The organism is Corallococcus sp. CA041A, from assembly GCF_003612075.1.
GTDB classification, from domain to species: Bacteria; Myxococcota; Myxococcia; order Myxococcales; family Myxococcaceae; genus Corallococcus; species Corallococcus exiguus.
In genome coordinates, this window is the sequence record NZ_RAWF01000007.1 from 40,327 (window position 1) to 60,568 (window position 20,242).

Below are 20,242 nucleotides of genomic sequence, written 5' to 3' on the forward strand. Positions count from 1 at the left end.
CCAGCTCCCATCCGCGGGTCTCGCCTGACAGGACCCATCATCTCGTGGACGGCAAGCCGCTCTATGCCGCGCGCTTCACCGAGGTCCTTTCCTTTCACGAGCCAGGGCTCGCGGCCGTCAGGGACGCCTCGGGAGCATTCCACATCGACTTGAGGGGGAACGCGCTCTCTTCCCGCCGCTTCATCCGGACGTTTGGATTCTATGAAGGGCTCGCGGCGGTCGTGGATGCAGCGGGTGCGTTCCACTTGCGAGTGGATGGGCAGGAGCTCACCCCAGGGCGCCACGCGTGGTGCGGCAACTTCCAGGACGGACGCTGTCCGGTCCGGGCGAAGGACGGCCGCTACTTCCACATCGACGGCCGGGGAGATGCGGCCTACCTGGAACGGTATGCCTACGCGGGAGACTTCCGGGACGGCTGCGCGGTGGTGCAGGAGTCCTCGGGTCTCCACCTGCACATCGACAAGCAGGGGCACCCCCTGAACGCGCGCCGGTTCCTGGACCTGGATGTCTTCCACAAGGGCTTCGCGCGTGCCCGGGACGCAGGCGGCTGGCATCACGTCGACGCCGCGGGAGACGCGCTCTACACCCGGCGTTTCGCCATCGTGGAGCCCTTCTACAACGGACAGTCCCGCGTGGAGACGTTGGACGGCGCGCTCCAGGTCATCGACGAGCAGGGCGTCACCGTACGCGAGTTGCGTGCACGCCTTCTGGATCCGGCATGAGGTGCTCGCCTCTCGCGCCGGACTCGGTCATCGCCTTTGCTCGGGACCAGCTCGCTCCGATTGTCTCCCGCGCGTTTCCAGGTCGATTCTTCCTGGCCGGGGGTGCGTTCAAGACACTGCTCCATGGTCGTTCCCCTCATGACCTGGACCTCTGGCCAGCGACCCTCCAGGACCGGCAGGCGCTCCTGCTGCACCTGGAAGCACTCGGAGCCGTGCTGCTGGACGACAACCCTCCATTCCAGACGACCTTCCAGTTTTCGGGGCAGCGACTCGAAGTGGCCCATGACTGCACGCCAGCGAGCCTGGAGGAGCGCCTTTCCAGGTTCGACCTGGGCCTCTCGGCCATCGGAGTGGAGTACGAGGAAGGCCGGTGGCGGGGGCACGTGCATTCCCTCGCATCCGAGTCCCACCAGCGACGGGAGGTGCTGTTGCTGCGCCCGCTGACCAACTGGAAGTACCTGCTCGCCACCCTGGAGCGGTTGCGTCGCTATGGCGAGGAGCTGGGGTATCGCGTCCCTGTCCTGGAGGAGCAGTACCTCTGGGACCTGTTCGAGGCACAGCCTCGTGCATCCCAGGAAGCCCTGATGACGCGCCATGCGCGTGTCGCGCGTGAGGCCAGCTGCGTCCTGGCGGAAGCCCGGCTGCGGCTCCGCCCGTGACTCACACCGCGCGCCCCGTCTTCGCGTCGAACCGACGCAGGTAGCGCGCGTCGTGGCGCAGCCACACCGTGTCTCCGCTCGCGGCGCGGAAGTCCCCGGGCGCCCGCGCCACCAGGCGCTCGCCGCCTGTCTCCACCGTCACCCAGACCTCCGCGCCCATGGGCTCCACCAGGTACACGCGACCCTCGCGCGCGTCCTCCGGCATGGCGCCCTGCCCCACCTGGAGGTGCTCAGGCCTCAGGCCCAGCACCGCGTCATCTTCGGACAGACCCAGCGTCTGGGGCTTCACCAGGTTGATTCGCGGCGAGCCGAAGAAGCCCGCCACGAAGAGGTTCGCCGGTGCGTCATACAGCTCGCGCGGTGGGGCCACCTGCTGCACCTCGCCCTGGCTCATCACCACCACGCGGTCCGACAGCGTCATCGCCTCCGACTGGTCGTGCGTGACGTAGATGAACGTGGCCTTCAGCTGTTCGTGCAGCTTCTTGATTTCGCCGCGCATCTGCGTGCGCAGCGCCGCGTCCAGGTTGGACAGGGGCTCGTCGAAGAGGAACACCTTGGGCCTGCGCACCAACGCGCGCCCCAGCGCCACCCGCTGCCGCTGCCCGCCCGACAGCTCCTTCGGCCGGCGCGCCAGCAGCGCCTCCAGCCCCAGCACGCCGGACACCTCGCGCACGCGCGCGTCCACGTCCTTCGCCCCCATCCCCGCCACCTTCAACGGAAACGCCAGGTTCCCCGCCACGTCCAGGTGCGGATAGAGCGCGTAGCTCTGGAACACCATCGCGATGTCCCGCTCGCGCGGCGACAGGTCGTTCACCCGCTGCCCGTCGATGCGCAGCTCGCCGCCCGACAGCTCCTCCAGCCCGGCGATGAGGTTCAACGTCGTGGACTTGCCGCACCCGGACGGGCCCACCAGCGACACGAACTCGCCGTCCGCGATGTCCAGCGTCACGCCCTTCACCGCCGCCACCCCACCCCGGTACACCTTGCGCACGTCCTGCAGGGACACCGTCGCCAAGGCTCCGCTCCTCCACTCAGGGCCACGCCCCGCGAAAGGCCCCAGCATCGCCGCTCGCGTCCGCCCGCGAAGCCCCATCCCCACGTGCCCCGTCACATCCCCTACGTGTCGGGTTTTCCATGGCGGGCGGTTTGTTACAGGTTCAACAGTTCTCTACACTGCGCCGGGAACGCCGTCCGCCGGAGCGCCCGCCCCATGCCCTTCATCTTCCGTGGTCAGAACCTGGACGCCATCCTGGGCGACCCGCTCAACGCGGCCAACAGCCTGTTCAGCATCATGAACGCGGCGGAGCCGGAGCTGCTGCAGGGGCTGCGGACACACTGGTCGAAGCATGTCAGCACCGTGACCGCCTTCCAGGGGTGGCGGCCCGCGCTGAAGGCCTTCTCCGACATCACGGGCTTCTGGGGCACCACGTACAGCGACCACCGGCTCGCGAAGGTGCTCTACGACCACGACGCCAATGCGACCGCGGCGGTGACGGGCGCGCAGTCCGCCGCGCAGTTCCTCCGCGACTTCGAGGCCGCGCGAGACGAGGCCTTCTACGTCTTCTTCCAGGCCACGTCCGTGAACCAGCTGGCGGGCGTGTCCTTCAAGGCCACGTACTACCACAAGGACGTGTCCGCGCTGTTCGAGCAGCGGCGGCACAGCAAGATCAAAGCCGTCGTGTCCCGTCGGGTCATCGAGACGGCGCAGATCATGCTGCGCATCCTCTACGGCAACATGAACATGGGCTGGGGCAGCATCTACAGCACGCGCACCCTGGCCACGACGCTGCTACTGGCGCAGATGCACAACGTCGCGCTGAGCCACTACCAGTCCCATCACACGGGGCGGGACCGTTGCTACAACCAGAGCGCGGTCGCGTTCACGCTGCTGACGTTCTCCCACGTCGTCGCGCAGGCGTGGGTGAACAAGGGCTACGAGTACAACGAGCAGCGCTGGTACTCCTTCTGGAAGCTGCTGGGCTCGCTGCTGGGCGTGGACACGCGCCTCATGGCGGACGACCACGCGGAGGCCGCCACGCTGTGGAACCTCTTCTTCGCCCGGGGCGAGTGCTTCGGCGGCACGCCCGCGCCCGCCCCCACGGTCCTGGACCCCAACCGCATCGACGATGACCTGTGGAACGGCTACGACGTGCAGCCGGAGGCGAACCTGCTCCAGTGGGTGCCCGCCTTCATCGTCACCCAGATGCGCAACAGCCTGCGCTGGGGCAAGTACCTCACCGGCTTCTGAGTCAGCGCTCCACCGTCACGCCCTTCCAGAAGGCCACATGGCCCTGGATGTTGGACGCGGCCGGCTTGGGCTCCGGGTAGTACCAGGCCGCGTCGGCGTTCGTCTTCCCGTCCACCTCCACCGAGTAGTAACTCGCCTCGCCCTTCCAGGGGCAGGTGGTGTGCGTGGCGCTGGGCTTGAAGTGCTCGCGCGCCAGGCTGTCGGGCGGGAAGTAGATGTTGCCCTCCACCGTCTCGTAGGTGTCGCTCTTCGCGAGCACGGTGCCGTTCCATTTCGCGACTGGCATGGGGAAACCCTCCTGGAGTGCTGGTTAACGGCGCGTCAGCCCGCGTGCGCGGCCTGGTTGGACGCGTGCTGCGTGAGGAAGGGGGCGAGCTCCGCGTTGACGAGCGCCGGCTCCTCCACGGAGGACGAATGGCCTCCGCGCGACAGGCGCACCAGATGGGAGCCGGGAATGAGCGAGTGGATGCGCTCCGATTTGGCGGGCACTGTCGCACGGTCCTCTTCCCCCACGATGACGAGCGTGGGCGTGCGGATGCGCGGCAGCTCCTCCGTGATGGCCTTGCGTTTGATGACGCCGTTGACGGCGCGGTAGATGTCGCGGCGGTTGCCTGTCAGGCGCGTTCGCCACAGCGCCCGCTCCTCCGCGCGGCCCGGGTCGGAGAGGAACGACGCGCCGAACATGATGCGCATCACCGCGGTCGCGACGGGGGCCAGGCCCACGTAGCGGGCGACGAGGTTGAGCGCGGTGTAGCGCGGCACGTTGGCGATGGGCTCGGGGTCCGCGGACGTCTCCAGGAGCACCAGCGAGCGCAGCAGGTCCGGCCGGCGCGCCGCGAGCCGCATGCCCACGAAGCCGCCCATGGACAGGCCCACGAAGTGGACGGGCGCCACGCCCAGGGACTCGATGAGCGCCACCGCGTCCGCGTACACCGTCTCCACGTCGATGGCGGACTCGGGCGGCACGTCGCTCTGGCCCTGCCCCCGGTGGTCGTACGCGATGCAGCGGAAGCGGCCGCGCAGGGCCTCCACCTGCGGGTCGAACAGCCGGGTGCTCCAGAGGAGCCCGTGGCTGAAGAGGACCACGTCCCCGGAACCACCAGTGTCCTCGTAGTACAGCCGGGTTCCATTCACGGATCGCATGGGCATGGGCACGGCCTCCCTTGGCTTGGAGGGAGACCCTAATCCAGGGCTCGCCAGGACCGCAGCCCTCCCTGGGAGGTCATTGTCCACTGGAGGAGAAGGGCTTGCGCGGAGCGCCGCTTGTGCGGCCCGGCGCTTGGGAGGAGCATGGGCGGCACCTTCCGGATGCGCTCCTCTCGCCCTGTCCTTGTCGCCCTCGCGGTGGTGGTCCTCGCGGCGGGCCTGTTCTTCTTCCTGCGCTCTTCGTCCGCGCCCACGCCCTCCGTGTCCCCACCGGTGACACAGGCGCCGACTCCGGCTCCGGAGACCCCGCTGGACGCGGGCAGTGTGGCCGCGCCCGTGCCGGTGAAGACGGTGGAGGCGCCGCCCGCGAAGCCGAATCACTTCGTGGGCTCGCAGGTGTGCGCGGACTGCCACGAGGAGCAGCACACGGGCTGGAAGCACGACTGGCACGCGCGGGCGCTGTCTCCGGCGACGAAGCCGTACGTGGTGGGCACGTTCACGGCGAGCACGCACTTCAAGGGCGAGTCCAGCGAGGCGTGGATGCGCCGGGACGGGAGCCAGTACCTGATGCGCACCAAGGGCGCGGACGGGAACCTGGGCGAGTGGCCGGTGCAGTGGGTGGTGGGCGGCAAGCGGATGCAGGACCCCATCACCCTGTTGCCGGACGGCCGCTGGCAGGTGATGCCGGTGTACTTCCACGTCACGGGCAAGGCCGAGTGGGTGGACTACTCGGAGAAGAAGCAGGGGGCGCTGTCGCCGGACCACCCGTTCTTCTGGACGAACTTCCGCCGCAGCGCGCAGCACGCGTGCCTGGACTGCCACGTGACGGGGCTGGACGCGCGCTATGACCGGGCGAGCCACCAGTGGGAGACGAAGTTCGCGGACGCGGGCGTCGCGTGCGAGTCCTGCCACGGGCCCGGCGGGCAGCACGCGGAGTCGCAGGCGCCGGAGGACATCATCCAGCCGGCGAAGCTGTCGAAGGAGGAGGGCTTCGCGGTGTGCGCGCAGTGCCACGGGCCGCGCCGCACGTTGTTCCCCATGCTGGACGCGAAGCACCACTTCCTGCCCGGCCAGCGCTACGACGCGAGCTATCAGCCCATGGTGTTGCTGGTGGGCAACGACCGCTCCGGGGACTTCTTCGCGGACGGGCGGCCCAGCACCTCCAGCTTCGAGTACCAGGCGCTCATCCAGTCCCAGTGCCACCTGAAGGGCGGGGCCACCTGCCTGACGTGCCACACGGCGCCGCACGACGCGAACGCGCCCAACGAGGTGCGCAAGCAGAAGCCGGTGGCGGCGCGCACGTCGGTGAACGCGTCCACGTGCCAGGGCTGTCATCAGGAGGTGGTGGCGCAGGGAGAGCAGCACACGCACCACAAGGCCGCGGCGGCGCAGGACTGCCTGGCGTGTCACATGCCACCGGTGGTGTCGGGCGTGTTGGACCACTTCGCGGACCACGCGCTGGACGTGCCGGCGCCCCAGAACACGGCGCGCCATGACATCCCCAACGCGTGCAACACCTGTCATGAGAAGAAGACGCCGGACGCGATGCAGGACGCGCTGGTGAAGTGGTGGCCGAAGGCGGAGGCGCGGCAGGCGCGGCGGCTGCGGCTGGCGGACGCGTTCGACGAGAAGACGGCGGCGCAGAGCCGTGGGGCGCTGGAGGCGGTGCTGGCGGACACGGCGGAGGCGGGCACGCTGAGGGGCGCGGCGGCGAAGTTCCTGGCGCGCCGGTTCAAGCACGACGCGGTGCCGGCGCTGCGAGCGGCGTTGAAGGGGACGACGGACAGCACGTTGCGCTCGGACATCATCGACGGGCTGGGCGCGGCGAACGCGCGCGAGGCGACGGACGACCTGGCGTCGCTGCTCAAGGACGGCTCGTTGTGGGTGCGGCAGGGCGCGGCGTTGACGCTGGCGGCGTTCGGAGACGCGAGGGGAATGCCGGCGTTGCAGGCGCTGGCGACGGAGCCGGAGACGCGCGGTCTGGTGCAGCCGCACGTGATGCTGGGGCAGCTGGCCATGCGCCGCAGGGACGTGACCACGGCGACGCGTGAGTTCGAACAGGCGCTGGACCTGCAGCCCTACAACGCGGACGTGCTGGTGCGGCTGGCGGACCTCTACGTGGTGCAGGGCAACCCGGCGAAGGGCCGCGAGCGGCTGGAGGAAGCGCTCCGGTTCGATCCGCAGAACAAGTCCGCGAAGCAGCGGCTGGGCATGTTGCCGCAATGAGGATGCGCGGCGTGAGCGTGGCGTGGCGCGCGGTTCCGGCAGCGTTGCTCCTGGCGGGCTGCCTGCGGCCCACGCCCACGCGTGATGCGTGGACGAATGACGCGTCCATCGAGTTCCCCCGGTTCTTCGAGCAGCCTGCCGTGGAAGCGAGCGCGGAGAGAGGCGCGGTCGAACTGAGCGGCACCGTCCTGCATGCGCTCGACGTCGCCGCCGCCGATTTCCTGGGCCCACAAGATGCCAACACACCCTGCGTCGACCGGCGCGAGTCACACCGGTACAGGGTCATGCAGCGGCAAGGCATCCTCTTCGTCCGGATCGATGAGGATCCCCGGGCCTGTGGACTGACTGTTCCCGCGCTGCACTCGGGCGCGCAGTACGCGGTCGGGAGCGATGGCCGGATCCTCCGCCGCCTTCGGGATGGAGAGCCGGATGAATCGATGGCGCCCACGGATGCTGGGCCCGGCATCCTGGTTCCCACTTCGGAGGTCGGTCGGTCCTTCGATCCACCGGATGGCTCCGTGCCCTTGCCGTTCATCCAGGCGCCTGCCCCGGATGCTGGAACCGGAGTGCGCCATGGCCCATGACCTGCACCAACTCCTGGAAGAGGTCACGGACGAGGCGTCCTTCCTGCGCTTCGTCCAGGCGTTGAGCGAGGACTTCGAGGAGGACCGCGCGGAGGCTGCCCGTCGGCCTCCTGCTCCGCACGCACCGAGCCCCCTCGGATGGGAGAACGGCACCATCGGGGCGTTCCTCGAACGAGGCGCCTCCTGGGGCGAGGACTCCCAGGACCAGGACCGCTCCGCCAATCCCTGGCACCGGTGCGCGAGCATCCTGTTCGCGGGCAAGTTCTACGAGTAGCGGGGCTCCACCCGTGGCGTGTTGAACGCCCGCCCTCCCTTGAAGACAGACGCCCGCTCGGCGATCGCGACGCACGTTGGCTCTTCCCTTGCCCCAGCCACCGTCAGGACGCGCCATGTCTCCACGAGCCCCTCCACCTTCCCCGCCCTTGCGTCCGTAAGGGCAACCCCGGACCTCCCGCTCCTGGCCCGAGGTCCGTTCATCGACTGCTGAGCACAACCTCGCCCTGCTGTGTTGTCCACTGGAGCGCCGGGGGGCGCGAACCGTGGCCGGGGGCTGGCTTCGCCCCTACCTGGGGAGCATCCCTTTATGAACGCGCTCGTGTTCGCAGCCCTGCTGGTTCCCACCGGAATCCCCGGTGAGGCGCCAGCACAGCACGGCTCCGGACCCCTCCGTCCCGTCCTCGCGCAATACACCGCGCCACCGCAGCGCGCTCCACCCGCGCCTCCGCCGCCCACGCCTTCCGTCGCGACACCGAACACCCATGCTCCGAACGCGCCCGCGACGAACGCCCCGGTCCTGAACCTACCCGAGCAGCCTCCGGCCGCGCCGAGTGCCCCGGCTCCGAACGCGCCCGCGCGGACACCGGCCGTGCCAAACGCACGGACTCCCGCGCGGCAGCCCGACCGGACCCGCACGCCGTCGGCCCAGGACCCGGACGACGTCCCCGAGGTGCCACCGCCATTCCAGGCGAACGTGTCGGATCCATTGCTCACGCCCGCGCCCGCCGCGCCCCTACAACTCCAGTCCTGGAACGAAGCGCTCACGCTCCTGCGCCAGCGCTCCCCCGACCTCCAGGCAGCGCTGGGCCAGATTGAAGTCGCCGCGGGCACGTGGCGCATCGCGCTCGCCAACCTGCTGCCCTCCGTCTCCGGCAACCTGACCGCGCAGTACAACGTCCTCAACCCGGGCATCGTCGCCTTCGGCGGCGGCACGGGCGGCGCGGTGACGGGCGGCGGGAGCTTCACACCCACGGAGCTGCTGGGCGTGGGCATCCTCACCGCCAACGTGCCCGTGGTGGACCTGGCCAGCCTCTATGCCCTGGGCAGCGCCAAGGAGTCGCGGCGCACCGCCGGCCTGTCGCTCGCGGAGACGCGCCGGCAGCTCACCCGCGGCCTCGCACAGGCGCTCGTCTCCGTGTCCTCCACGGAGCGCCTGGCGGAGGTCAACCGCGTCAACCTGCGCACCTCGCTGGAGCGGCTGGCCCTGGCGCAGCGCCGCTTCGAGCTGGGCGCGGGCACCCGACTGGACGTCGTCCGCGTGGAGCAGGACGCACAAATCGCCCGCCGCAACGTCGTCACCGGCGACGAGGACCTGCGCAAGGCGCGCGAGTCCCTGGGCCTGGCCCTGGGCACCCCGTCCGCCGTGGGCCTCAAGCCGGGCCTGGAGCTGACCACGCTGCTCCAGGGCGCGAAGGCCACCTGCCGCACGCTGGAGGAGCTGGAGAACCGCCCGGACATCGCCGCCGCCCGCTCGCGCCAGGTGGTGGCCGAGCGCGCCATCGGCGAGGTGTATCGCCTGTACGCGCCCACCCTGGACCTCACCAGCAGCACCACCGCGCTCACCGTCAACCCGGGCTTCGCGGAGGTGCCCATCTGGAACGTCGGCGCCAGCCTGGTGCTGCCCTTCTGGGATGGCGGCGCGCGCGAGGGCCGCCTGCGCCAGGCCCGCGGCCAGCTGGAGCAGGCCCGCGCGGAGGTCACCGGCCGCGAGCGCAACATCGTCATCGAAGTGACCCAGGCGAAGCGCGCCGTGCAGGTGACCCAGGAGACGCGCGACCTGGCGGACCGCCAGCGGAAACTCGCGGAAGAGAATGACCGGCTCACCCGCCGCAGCTTCGAGGTGGGCACCGGAACGAGCCTCGAGCTGGTGGACGCGGCCGGGGCCCTGCGGCAGGCCGAACTGGAGCTCGTCATCCGTGACTTCCAGTACCGCCAGGCCGTGGTGGATGCATTCCTGTCGGAGGCGGCATGCGATTGGTGAGGGGCGGTTGGGGCGCGTGGGGACTCGTGCTCGCGCTGTCGGCGGGCGGGTGCAGCGGCGGCAAGGACCCCGGCCAGGCCGCGCCCGGAGGCGGCCCCCAGGCGGGCAGCCAGACCCAGGGCGGAGGCAAGCCCACGCCTGTGCAGGTGATGGCGGTGAAGCCCGGCCCGGTGCGCGACACCCGCGAATACGTGGGCACCCTCATCTCGCGCAGCAGCATCACCGTCGTCCCGCAGGTCGCCGGCTACATCCAGAAGATTCCCGTTCGCCAGGGCCAGAAGGTGAAGGCGGGCCAGGTGCTGCTCGTGGTGGATCCGCGCCAGGAGCAAGCCTCCCTGCGCGCCACCCAGGCCCAGAAGGCCTCCGCCGTCGCCAACCGCGAGTTCGCGCGCAGGACGCGCGAGCGCAGCGCGCAGCTCCTCAGGGAAGGACTCGTCAGCCGCCAGGACTACGACCAGGCCGTGGCCCAGGCGGCGCAATCCGAGGCCCAGGCCCAGGCGGCGGAAGCGCAAATCCAGAACCAGCAGGTGCAACTGGGCTTCTTCAACGTGAGCGCCCCCTTCGACGGCGTCGTGGGCGACATCCCGGTGAAGCTGGGCGACTACGTGACGCCGCAGACGGCGCTCACCATCCTGGACCAGAGCCGCGCGCTGGAGCTGTCCGTGCAGGTGCCCGTGGACCAGGCCGCGCGCGTGAAGATTGGCGAGACGCCACTGGAGGTGCTCAACGAGGATGGCGAGCCCATCGTCCGCGCCCCCGCCTTCTTCGTCGCCACCACACCCAATCCCAACACGCAGCTGGTGGAGGTGCAGGCCGCCTTCGAGAACACCGTGGGCCTCAGGGCCGGACAGCTGGTGCGCGCGCAGCTCGTCTACGACGTGCGCGACGCCTTGAAGATGCCCACCACCGCGGTGACGCGGCAGGGCAGCCAGTCCTTCGCCATGGTGGTGGGGGAAGGCGACGCCGGCACCGTGGTGAAGCGCCAGCCCGTGACGCTGGGGCTGGTGGAGGGCAACGACTACGAGGTGCTCAAGGGCCTGGACGCGGGCACCCAGGTCATCATCAGCGGAGTGCAGCAGCTGCGGGACGGCATGCCCATCCAGCCGAAGCCCGCGCGGCAGTCGCAGGGCCAGACAGCAGGCATGCCCCTGCCCCCTGCCCAGGGCATGGGCGGTGGCTCGGACGCGGGTCAGTAGGGGGCTGCCATGTTCACCGACTTCTTCATCAAGCGCCCCGTCTTCTCCAGCGTGCTGTCCATCCTCATCACGCTGGTGGGCGCCATCTCCATTCCCAGCCTCCCCATCGAGCAGTACCCGGAGCTGGCGCTGCCGCAGGTCCAGATCACCGCCACGTACACCGGCGCGTCCGCGGAGACGGTGGAGAGCGCCGTCACCACCGTGCTGGAGCGCCAGCTCAACGGCATGGAGGGCATGCGTTACATGTCCTCCACCAGCACCAACGACGGCCAGTCCACCATCACCGCCACGTTCGACCCGTCGCGCGACGTGGACCTGGCCGCGGTGGACGTGCAGAACCGCGTGGCCACCGCCACGCCCCAGCTGCCCGCGCAGGTGAACGCGCTGGGCGTCACCGTGCGCAAGGCGCAGACGCAGCTGCTGGTCTCCTTCGGCGTCTATGACAAGGAGAAGCGCTACGACACGGAGTTCATCAGCAACTACGCGGACGTCTTCATCCGCGACGCGCTGTTGCGTGTGAAGGGCGTGGGCGACGTGCGCATCTTCGGCGAGCGCCGCTTCGCCATGCGCCTGTGGCTGGACCCCACGGAGCTGGCCCGCCGCGGCCTCACCGCGCAGGACGTGGTCAACGCGCTTCAAGAACAGAACGTCCAGGTAGGCGCGGGCAAGGTGGGCCAGGCCCCGTCCTCCAAGGAGCAGGCGTATCAGCTGTCCCTCCAGGTGAAGGGCCAGCTCACGTCCGCGGACGAGTTCGGCGCCATCGTCATCCAGCGCGGCGCTGACGGCGCCCTGGTGCGCATCCGCGACGTGGGCAACGCGCAGCTGGGCGCGGAGAGTTATCAGCAGCTGTTGCGCTTCAACGGCCAGGACGCGGTGGGCCTGGGCATCACGCAGTTGCCCGGCTCCAACGCGCTGGAGGTGCGCGAGGGCGTGGAGGCGGAGCTCCAGCGGCTGTCCGCCAACTTCCCGCCGGGCCTCACCTATCAGGTGGCGTTCGACACCACGGCCGCGGTGAGCGCCTCCATCGAGGAGGTGCTCCAGGCGCTGGGTGAAGCCATCCTCCTGGTCATCCTGGTCATCTTCATCTTCCTGCACGGCTGGCGCAGCGTGCTGGTGGCGGTGACGACGCTGCCGGTGTCACTGGTCGGCACGTTCATGTTCGTCAACGCGTTCGGCTTCTCGCTCAACACGCTGACCCTCTTCGGCCTCACGCTGGCCACGGGCCTGGTGGTGGATGACGCCATCGTGGTCATCGAGAACGTGGAGCGCGTCATCGAGCACGAGAAGGTGGACGCGAAGGAGGCCACCCACCGGGGCATGCAGCAGGTGTCCGGCGTGGTGGTGGCCACGGCGCTGGTGCTGTCCGCGGTGTTCATCCCGGTGTCCTTCTTCCCCGGCACCACCGGCGCCATCTACCGCCAGTTCGCGCTCACCATCGCGTTCTCCATCAGCCTCTCCGCGCTCGTGGCGCTCACCCTGTCCCCCGCGCTGTGCGCGCGCCTCCTGCGCCCGAACGAGGGCCAGAAGTTCGTCCTCGCACGCAAGTTCGACGAGGGCCTGGACGCGCTCCGGCGCGGCTACGGGAAGCTCTTGGGCGTGATGCTGGGCAAGGCACGGTGGGTCGTCGTGGGCATCTTCGCGGTGTTCCTCGTCGCCACGGGCCTGCTCTACCGGGCCACGCCCACGGGCTTCATCCCGGACGAGGACCAGGGCTACGTCATCATCGCGGTGCAGGGCCCGGAGGGCACGTCGCTGGAGTACACGCGCAACGTGCTCATCCAGGTGGAGGGCATCATCAAGCAGCAGGAGGAGGTGACGCAGATCTTCACCGTGGGCGGCTTCTCGCTGCTGGGCACGGGCGCCAACTACGGCTCGCTCTTCATCAACCTGAAGCCCTGGGACGAGCGCAAGACGAAGGAGTCCAGCGTCGCGGGCCTGATTGAGCGCCTGCGCGGTCCGCTGAGCCAGGTGGGCGGCGCGCGCGTGCTGCCCCTGCAACCGCCCGCCATCCGTGGCGTGGGCAGCGTGGGCGGCTTCGAGTTCGTGCTGGAGGACCAGCAGGGCGGCCGCACATTGGAGGAATTGGCGCAGGCCACGCAGGCCCTGGTGGGCAAGGCGGGCCAGGACCCGCGGCTGCGCGGCGTGTTCTCCGCGTTCACCGCGGGCTCGCCGCAGCTCAACATCGACGTGGACCGGGAGAAGGCCAAGGCCATGGGCGTGCCCCTGTCCTCGCTGTTCTCCACGCTCCAGGTGTACCTGGGCAGCCAGTACGTGAACGACTTCACCTTCGCCAACCGCGTCTACCGCGTGTTCGTGCAGGCCGCGACGCCCTTCCGCGACAACCCGAAGGACATCGGCAGCTTCTACGTGCGCTCGGACACCGGGGCCATGGTGCCGCTGGAGGCGCTGGTGAGGGTGACGCCCATCACCAGCGCGCAGAACATCACCCACTACAACCTCTTCCGCTCCGCCAACATCAACGGCCAGGGCAGCCCCGGCACCTCCACCGGCACGGCCTTGAACGCCATGGAGGAGGTGGCGAAGCAGGCCCTGCCGCCGGGCTTCACCTTCGAATGGACGGGCCTGTCCCAGGAGCAGAAGAGCGCGGGCAACACCGTGCTCGTCATCTTCGCGCTCGGCATCGTGTTCGTGTTCCTGGTGCTGGCCGCGCAGTATGAAAGCTTCGCCCTGCCCTTCGTCGTCATGCTCGCGGTGCCCGTCGCGATGATGGGCGCGCTGCTCTTGCAGAACCTGCGCGGGCTGGTGAACGACGTGTTCTGTCAGGTGGGCCTGGTGATGCTGGTGGGCCTCGCGTCGAAGAACGCCATCCTCATCGTGGAGTTCGGCGAGCAACTGCGCGCGCAGGGTCAGGGCGTGGTGGAGTCCGCCATCAACGCGGCGGAGACGCGCCTGCGGCCCATCCTGATGACGTCCTTCGCGTTCCTCTTCGGCGTGGTGCCGCTGATGCTGGCCAGCGGCGCGGGCGCCTCCGCGCGCAAGTCGCTGGGCACGGCCGTCTTCGGCGGAATGCTCTTCTCCACCTTCGTGAACCTCATCTTCATCCCGGTGCTCTACGCGCTGGTGGAAGGCGCGCGCACGAAGGTCCTGAAACACCGCAAGCACGGCAATTCACCTCGCGGTCCGAGCAACCCGCCGCCGCCGGCCATCCCTCCCGAGGGGGAGCCACCGCGACCCCAGCCGGCGTAACGACGACCCGCACGGAGCGGGCAGGCACTCCGGCGCGCTACCCCGCGCCGGAGCGTCCTGGTTATCCTTGGGCGACGCATGCCTTCTCCTCTGACTGTCGATGAGCGGCGTCGCTGGCTGTACACGTTGAAGCAAGCCCCCGTGCTGCGCCACGCGCGTGCGTCCGCCCTGCTCCGCTTGCTGGAGCGGGCCCGGCCGGTGGAGCCCCAGCCGGGCGAGGGCATCTGCCGCGAGGGCGAGCCGGTGGACGGCATCTACCTCCTGCGCTCGGGCGAGTGGCGGATGACGACGGGAGGGACGGTGCTGCTGCACCTGCGCTCGGGGATGTCGCTGGGCGTGGAGGCGCTCGCGCGCGGCACCTGGCCCGTCACGGTGACGGCGGCGTCCGCGTCGCATGCCCTCTTCCTTCCTCGAGTGGAGCTGGAGGCGGTGGCGGCGGTGCTTCGGCCTGGAAGCCCTGGAGGAAGCGCGGCGGCGCGGCCGGACGTGGTGACGTTCCACGCGCAGCAGGGGCTGGACCTGCCGCCCGCGACGCGGTCCGTGTTGGTGGAGCTGGTGGCGAAGGTGATGGTCCACGACTTCGGGGACCGGGTGCTGCTCGTGCGCGCGGGGGCGAAGCGCACGAAAGGCGCGGTGCGCGGAGCCGACCGCGTGTTCCGCCGCACGGTGGCTCCGGGCGCGCCGCTCCTCGCCGAAGGTGAGGACTTCGACTGCGTGCTGGTGGATGGAGTGCCGGTGCCGGAGGTGCTGACACCGCGCGAGGTGCGGCTGGTGCCGCCGGGTGGAGGAGAGACGAACAGAGTGGGGACGCAGGGAGCGCCGGTGCTGCTCACCGTACTGCTGTCGCCGTGGCGGTCGCAGGGCAGCACGATGTTGCAGGGGCGCTCGCTGCCGGACGAGGACGGATGGGACGAGGAGGCGCCGCCGCCCGGGTGCCGGCTGCGGCTGGACTGGGAGCGGCTGGTGGTGCGGCCCGGGGATTCTCGGCCCCTGGCGGCGTTGGGCCTGGACGCGGGGACGAGGGATGCGCTGTCGCGGTGGGCGCGCGCCATCACCGGCCGGCGCGTGGGTCTGGCGCTCAGTGGCGGCGGCGTGTGGGGCTTCTACCACGCGCACCTGTTGCGGAGGCTGGCGGCGCTGGACGTGCCGGTGGACTTCCTCAGCGGCGCCAGCATGGGCTCGCTGGTGGGCGCGTATTACTGCGGCACCGCGCGCGACGGGCGTGAAGGCCTGGACGGCCTGCGCCGGCTCCAGCACCGCGCGCGGGTCGGGCACCTGTCCGCCGCCGCGCTGTCTTCCGTCGTGACGACGCAGGCCATGGAGTGGCTGGTGCGCGGCGACCTGGGGGACCTGGCGCTGGAGGAATTGCCCATGGGCTTCCTGCCGGTGACGACGGACCTGACCACGGGCCGCTGCGTGGTGCTGGAAAAGGGACCGCTGGCGTTGGCGGTGCGCGCGAGTGGCTCGGCGCCGGGCGTCTGGGCGCCCACGCTCCAGCCTCCCGCGCGCTACGTGGACGGGGCCTTCACCAGCATGGTGCCGGTGGACGTGCTGCTCCACGCGGGCGCGGACCTGGTCTTCTCCAGCAACATCTTCCCCGCGGGCCATCACCACGCCGCGCGGCCGCTGCTGCCCGGAGCGGTGGGGCTGTTCCTCTCCGCGCTCAACCCCGTGGCACGAGCGAAGGACCTGCTGGCCAGCGGAGTGCTGCTCCTGCACCGCAACGGCGACCTGGAGTCCGCGCGAGGAGACCTGCGCTACGACGTGGGCACGCGCGAGCATCCGTTGCTCGGCTCCATGCGCTTCACGCACGTGGATGAGGTGCTGGACGAGGCCGCGCGAGACATGGGCCTGGAGCAGAAGCTGCTGGAGTTCAAGCAGGCCTGGGAAGCGCTGCGAGGACGCAGGAGCGCGGCCGGTGGCCGGAGGGCGGCGTGATTCCGGTCCGCATCCTCGGCACCGCGAGCGTGCTGCCGGGCCCACCGGTAACGACCGCGGAGGTTTGCGCGCGAGTCGGCCGCGATGCGGCGGAGGTAGAGCGAAAGACAGGCATCCGCACGCGGCACTTCGCGCCGGAGGGCATGCGCGCGGCGGACCTGGGAGCCCAGGCCCTGCGAGGCGCACTGGAGGCGGCGGGACTCCCGGCGACGGCGCTCCGGCGAATCCTGTTCGTGTCGTCGATGGGCGGAGACGTCACCACGCCGGCCAACGGCAGCCGGGTGGCGGCGGCGCTGGGGCTGTCCGGGACGTGCGATGCGATGGACGTGAGCAATGCGTGCATGGGTTTCCTGAGCGCGTTCGACCTGGCAGCACGCTCGGCGGCGACGGGACTGGGGCCGGTGGGCGTGGTGTCCGTGGAGCTGCTGTCACGCACCACGCGGCCGGAAGACCCGCGTCCCTACCTGGTGCTGGGTGACGCTGCGGCGGCGGTGGTGCTGGGCGAAGCGCGTCCCGGCGAAGGCGTGCTGGGAGCCGCGTTCGGCAACGACGGCACGCTGCCTCCGGACGTCGTGCTGGAGAACCCGCACCAGACAGGCCAGCTCGAGGGCATGCGCTTCCTCACGCCCGCGCGCGACATGACCCGCGTCGCGCTGGGGGCACTGAAGCGCGCGGCGTCGACGGTGCTGCAGGGCGCGGGGCTGACGGTGTCGGACGTGGAGTGGGTGCTCACGCACCAGCCGAACGGGAGCATGTTCGCGGCCATCCTCCATGCGTTCGAGGTGCCGGAGGAGAAGAGCGTCACGGTGGTGGACACGGTGGGCAGCGTGGGCTCCGCGTCGCTGGGTACGGGGTTGGATCGGCTGTGGCGCACGCGGCCGGTGAAGCCGGGGGACCGCGTGTTGATGGTGGGCGTGGGCGCGGGCGTGGCGCACGGCGCGGTGCTGTACCGGGTGGGTGGGTGACGGCCACGGCGACGGCGGCACGGGCCGCGTGGCTGACGACGTTCCGCCTGCTCCAGCGCTACCACCGCTACGAAGTGGTGAACCTGGAGCCGCTCTTGCGCCCTGGAGCGAAGCTGCTGGTGGGCTACCACGGCCGGCCCCTGGCGGTGGACCTGTGCATGCTGACTGTGACGCTGCACGACCGGCTGGGCTACCTGCCCCATGGCATCGCGCACGGAGCGTTCGACCGCATCCCCGGCATGCGCCAGGTGGCGGACGGGCTGGGCTTCGTCACCAGCGACGGGCCGCTGCTGGAGGAAGCGGTGAAGAAGGGCGAGCACGTGCTGGTGCAGCCAGGCGGCACACGCGAGGGCTGCCGCGACTTCCGGCACCGCTACCGCGTGGACTGGGGAGAACGGCTGGGCTACCTGCGCCTGGCCGTGCGCTACGGCCTGCCCATCGTCCCCATCGCGGGCCACGGCATGGACGACGCCTACGTGGGCCTGAACGACGGCTACGCGTGGGGCAAGCGCGTGGGGATGCCCGGAAGGCTGCCGCTGTGGCTGGGCGTGGGCGCCACGGGCCTGTGGCCGCTGTCCCTGTCCTTCCCGGTGAAGATGACCCAATGGGTTGGAGAGTCACTGACAACCCACCTGACCCCGGGATTCGACGCGACGGACCGGGAGGCACTGCTCACGGTGCACCGCGAGGTGACGGGCGCGGTGCAGGGACTGCTGGACGCGGCGCGTCCGTCCTGAGCGTTACCACCAGAGCGGGCGGCGCTGCGGCTTGTTCCGGACGCAGTACCACTCTGAAATCTGGTGTGCGGCCTTCAGTGCGAGCCCGTGCTCCCGACGAAGCACGTCCAAAAACCCATGAAGGGAGAGGACCCGTCCGCGAAGCTCCTCGATGCCCCGATGAAGGGCGCGTCGGTCATGCAGGATCGCCGTCGCGTCGGGATGGTGACAGGCATAGGCAATCACCGAGTGCTCCCCCATCCCCTCTGTCACCGGCGGCAGCTGGAGCTGGACCAGCGTCTGGGCCTCCGGGCTCTGCGGCACCAACACGGTGGGCGCGCCCGCGATGGCCTTGAGCATCGCTTCCGCTTCCTGGACCAGACGCTCCGGAGCGCCGGCAAGCGAGGCGCCCACGGTCAACTCATCCCAGACCGTGTCGGTGATGACGACGGGCAGGGTCCCCAACTCCCCCAGCGTGACGGCATGCCCCGCGCGCTGGACGTTCGCCAGCACGTCGGTGTCGACGACGTATCGGCTCATGTCGCGAGCAGGTCCTCGACAGGGCGTCCGAGCAGCTCGCGAGCCCGGCTCGATGAGATCAACTCGTGGGCGTGCGCATCCAGGGCACGACGTTCGATGCCCGTGAAGCGCGTTTCGTCCTCGAAGCCCTCCAGGACGGTCTCGTCCGGGGACATCAAGAGGGCCTCCACGGTCTCTCGCTCCCGGATGTACCGGAGGTTGTAGAGGTGCCAGGCCATGGCGGCGAAGCTGAGGCCGAAGTGCGTGCGAGCCCGGATGACCAGCTCACGGGCTTCCTTCAGGCCATAGCCCTCCGGCTTCGCGGCCCCCAGGCTCTGCGTCACCGCTTCTTCGGGTGCCAGCAGCATGGCGGCGAACGCATTCGCCCGTTTCTCCGCGGGAGGGTTCTCCATCCAGAAGCGCGACGAGTCCAAGCGCCCCTCGTCCGTCTGGACGTCGCTCTCCGACAGGTCGAGGAGCTGATGCGCCAGCTCGTGAGCCAGCACGAAGCGGCGCACCGGCTCACGCGTCAGCTCCGAATGGATGACGATGAGGCGGGCATTGCCAGAGCGGCAGCTGACGCCATGCACGGCGGGATTCGTGAAGGCATGCCGGAGGACGAGGACGTCGAAATGGCTCTCCATCAGCCGGCCCAGATTGCGCAGCGGGCCCTGACGCTCCGGCAGCAGGGCTCGGACCCTCCGGGCGCACGCATATCCCGCCTGGTGGGCGTTCTTCGCGGGGGGCGGCTCGGGAGGGAACTGCTCCGCCAACCGGGGGACCTGCCGGAGCGCTCCAAGCAGGCTGAAGGCCCGTGCCTGCCGGAGCCCTTCCAGGAGGAAGTCCCGATCCACATCGGAGAGCGAAGCGCTGACCGCGCCACCCTTCAGCAGCGCCGCGGGCTCCACGGGGACCTGCTCGACAGGCGCGGACGTGTGGAAGAAGGCCGTAGGCGCAAGTCCCAGCGCCGAGGCCAACCGGGTCAACGCGCTGAGCCCCAGCGCCTGCTCGCCCAGCTCGAAGGTCCGGATGAGATGCGCGGACACCCGCGCACGCGCGGCCAGGGCCTCCACCTCCAGCCCGGCTTCCTTCCTCCGCCTGGAGAGCCGGCGGCCCAGCTCCCGCAGGGCATCCGAGGCGTCATCCGTGGGCGGCCCTTGCGTCATGACCTCAGCATCAAGCAGGGCCCCCCAGGTGGCAAGGGCACCCGCTGGACGCGGCGCGTGACTACCAGCGCACGCGGTAGATGGCGGCGCGGCCCTGGCGGGACTCGACCACGGTGGTGAGGCCCTTCACGCCGGTGGTCATCGTCCCGTGGTGGCAGATGGAGCCGATGAACTCCGGGTAGGTCCCGCCCTCATTCACCTTGATGCGGTAGTCCGAGTCCGACAGCCGCTCCACCTCCACGTGCAGGAAGTTGCTGCCGGAGGCCAGGTTGCGCGACGTGCGCTCCAGGGCGCGCGCGGGGCCCAGCAGCTTCAGCACCGTTTGCAGCGCGCGGCCCATGTTCGTCTCGAAGTAGCCCACGACGAAGCGCTCACCCAGCAGCCACTGCGCCTCGTTCATGGACACGTTCGGAAACAGCTCCGTCGCTCCAATCTGCAGGAGCTTCTGCCAGATGGCGTTCGGATACGCGGGCTCCAGCTTCCGGTCCAGGTCCAGCCCGGCGTCCTTCAGCTTCGCGCGCAGCGGGCCTTCCAGCCGGCCCTTCAAGGCCAACAGCAGACCTTCGACCGTATGGCCGAAGACGATCTCCGAGGGGTTCGACACGAGGGGCTCCTCCGCCACGGCTCGGGGGATGACGTGGCTTGGGTGCCCCCTGGTTAGTCCGAACACCGACTTGTGAACAACCCCTACAT

The 20,242-nt window shown here is 70.1% G+C and carries 18 protein-coding genes; 12 read left to right on the forward strand and 6 right to left on the reverse strand.

Annotated elements, in window-relative coordinates; translation table 11 throughout:
- The first annotated feature begins 44 nt into the window (after positions 1 to 44).
- Positions 45 to 722 carry a methyltransferase gene (locus D7V77_RS02270; protein WP_120574629.1) on the forward strand — a complete coding sequence of 226 codons (678 nt, stop codon included), beginning with the start codon at positions 45 to 47 and terminating at the stop codon, positions 720 to 722.
- Positions 719 to 1,381, forward strand: coding sequence for a hypothetical protein (locus D7V77_RS02275; protein ID WP_120574630.1), 663 nt, complete (start codon positions 719 to 721; stop codon positions 1,379 to 1,381). Before D7V77_RS02270 ends, D7V77_RS02275 begins: the two co-directional genes overlap by 4 nt.
- A 1-nt stretch (position 1,382) precedes the next feature.
- On the opposite strand, the gene D7V77_RS02280 is transcribed toward D7V77_RS02275, so the two are convergent.
- On the reverse strand, positions 1,383 to 2,396 hold the full coding sequence (locus D7V77_RS02280; protein WP_120574631.1) for an ABC transporter ATP-binding protein: 1,014 nt from the start codon (positions 2,394 to 2,396) through the stop codon (positions 1,383 to 1,385).
- 195 nt (positions 2,397 to 2,591) lie between these two features.
- Between D7V77_RS02280 and D7V77_RS02285 the strand changes: the two genes are divergently transcribed.
- Positions 2,592 to 3,629: an oxygenase MpaB family protein gene (locus D7V77_RS02285; RefSeq protein ID WP_120574632.1), complete on the forward strand. Its 1,038-nt coding sequence runs from the start codon at positions 2,592 to 2,594 to the stop codon at positions 3,627 to 3,629.
- A gap of 1 nt (position 3,630) precedes the next feature.
- Here D7V77_RS02285 and D7V77_RS02290 read toward each other — a convergent pair whose 3' ends face one another.
- Together D7V77_RS02290 and D7V77_RS02295 are read right to left on the reverse strand one after the other, a co-directional pair.
- The gene (locus D7V77_RS02290) at positions 3,631 to 3,915 is read right to left on the reverse strand and encodes a DUF427 domain-containing protein (RefSeq protein ID WP_120574633.1); all 285 of its coding nucleotides are present in this window, start codon (positions 3,913 to 3,915) and stop codon (positions 3,631 to 3,633) included.
- 35 nt (positions 3,916 to 3,950) lie between these two features.
- Positions 3,951 to 4,778 carry an alpha/beta fold hydrolase gene (locus D7V77_RS02295; RefSeq protein ID WP_120574634.1) on the reverse strand — a complete coding sequence of 276 codons (828 nt, stop codon included), beginning with the start codon at positions 4,776 to 4,778 and terminating at the stop codon, positions 3,951 to 3,953.
- A 141-nt stretch (positions 4,779 to 4,919) separates the two neighbouring features.
- Between D7V77_RS02295 and D7V77_RS02300 the strand changes: the two genes are divergently transcribed.
- From D7V77_RS02300 to D7V77_RS02340, 9 genes are all read left to right on the forward strand, one after another.
- Entirely contained in the window at positions 4,920 to 7,001 is a 2,082-nt protein-coding gene (locus D7V77_RS02300; protein WP_120574635.1) for a HEAT repeat domain-containing protein, read from the forward strand.
- Between the two features lie 11 nt (positions 7,002 to 7,012).
- On the forward strand, positions 7,013 to 7,585 hold the full coding sequence (locus tag D7V77_RS02305; RefSeq protein WP_147451964.1) for a hypothetical protein: 573 nt from the start codon (positions 7,013 to 7,015) through the stop codon (positions 7,583 to 7,585).
- Entirely contained in the window at positions 7,575 to 7,859 is a 285-nt protein-coding gene (locus D7V77_RS02310) for a hypothetical protein (RefSeq protein WP_120574637.1), read from the forward strand. Before D7V77_RS02305 ends, D7V77_RS02310 begins: the two co-directional genes overlap by 11 nt.
- A 591-nt stretch (positions 7,860 to 8,450) precedes the next feature.
- Positions 8,451 to 9,842 carry a TolC family protein gene (locus tag D7V77_RS02315; protein WP_120574638.1) on the forward strand — a complete coding sequence of 464 codons (1,392 nt, stop codon included), beginning with the start codon at positions 8,451 to 8,453 and terminating at the stop codon, positions 9,840 to 9,842.
- Positions 9,830 to 11,038, forward strand: coding sequence for an efflux RND transporter periplasmic adaptor subunit (locus D7V77_RS02320; RefSeq protein ID WP_120574639.1), 1,209 nt, complete (start codon positions 9,830 to 9,832; stop codon positions 11,036 to 11,038). The genes D7V77_RS02315 and D7V77_RS02320 overlap by 13 nt, the downstream gene beginning before the upstream one ends.
- Before the next feature lie 9 nt (positions 11,039 to 11,047).
- The gene (locus D7V77_RS02325) at positions 11,048 to 14,245 is read left to right on the forward strand and encodes an efflux RND transporter permease subunit (protein WP_120574640.1); all 3,198 of its coding nucleotides are present in this window, start codon (positions 11,048 to 11,050) and stop codon (positions 14,243 to 14,245) included.
- A gap of 78 nt (positions 14,246 to 14,323) precedes the next feature.
- Entirely contained in the window at positions 14,324 to 16,183 is a 1,860-nt protein-coding gene (locus D7V77_RS45655; protein ID WP_120574641.1) for a cyclic nucleotide-binding and patatin-like phospholipase domain-containing protein, read from the forward strand.
- Complete coding sequence (locus D7V77_RS02335; protein ID WP_120574642.1) at positions 16,180 to 17,148, forward strand: 3-oxoacyl-ACP synthase III family protein; 969 nt, start codon at positions 16,180 to 16,182, stop codon at positions 17,146 to 17,148. The genes D7V77_RS45655 and D7V77_RS02335 overlap by 4 nt, the downstream gene beginning before the upstream one ends.
- Entirely contained in the window at positions 17,145 to 17,885 is a 741-nt protein-coding gene (locus D7V77_RS02340; RefSeq protein ID WP_120574643.1) for a lysophospholipid acyltransferase family protein, read from the forward strand. The genes D7V77_RS02335 and D7V77_RS02340 overlap by 4 nt, the downstream gene beginning before the upstream one ends.
- Positions 17,886 to 17,888: 3 nt before the next feature.
- On the opposite strand, the gene D7V77_RS02345 is transcribed toward D7V77_RS02340, so the two are convergent.
- The 3 genes from D7V77_RS02345 to D7V77_RS02355 all read right to left on the reverse strand — a co-directional run bounded on the left by D7V77_RS02345 (position 17,889) and on the right by D7V77_RS02355 (position 20,153).
- Positions 17,889 to 18,404 (reverse strand): hypothetical protein, encoded by a 516-nt coding sequence (locus D7V77_RS02345; RefSeq protein WP_120574644.1) that lies wholly within the window; start codon positions 18,402 to 18,404, stop codon positions 17,889 to 17,891.
- Positions 18,401 to 19,549: an ImmA/IrrE family metallo-endopeptidase gene (locus D7V77_RS02350; protein ID WP_120574645.1), complete on the reverse strand. Its 1,149-nt coding sequence runs from the start codon at positions 19,547 to 19,549 to the stop codon at positions 18,401 to 18,403. Before D7V77_RS02350 ends, D7V77_RS02345 begins: the two co-directional genes overlap by 4 nt.
- Before the next feature lie 61 nt (positions 19,550 to 19,610).
- Positions 19,611 to 20,153, reverse strand: a complete 543-nt coding sequence (locus D7V77_RS02355) for a DUF2378 family protein (RefSeq protein ID WP_120574667.1) — start codon at positions 20,151 to 20,153, stop codon at positions 19,611 to 19,613.
- Positions 20,154 to 20,242: the final 89 nt, after the last annotated feature.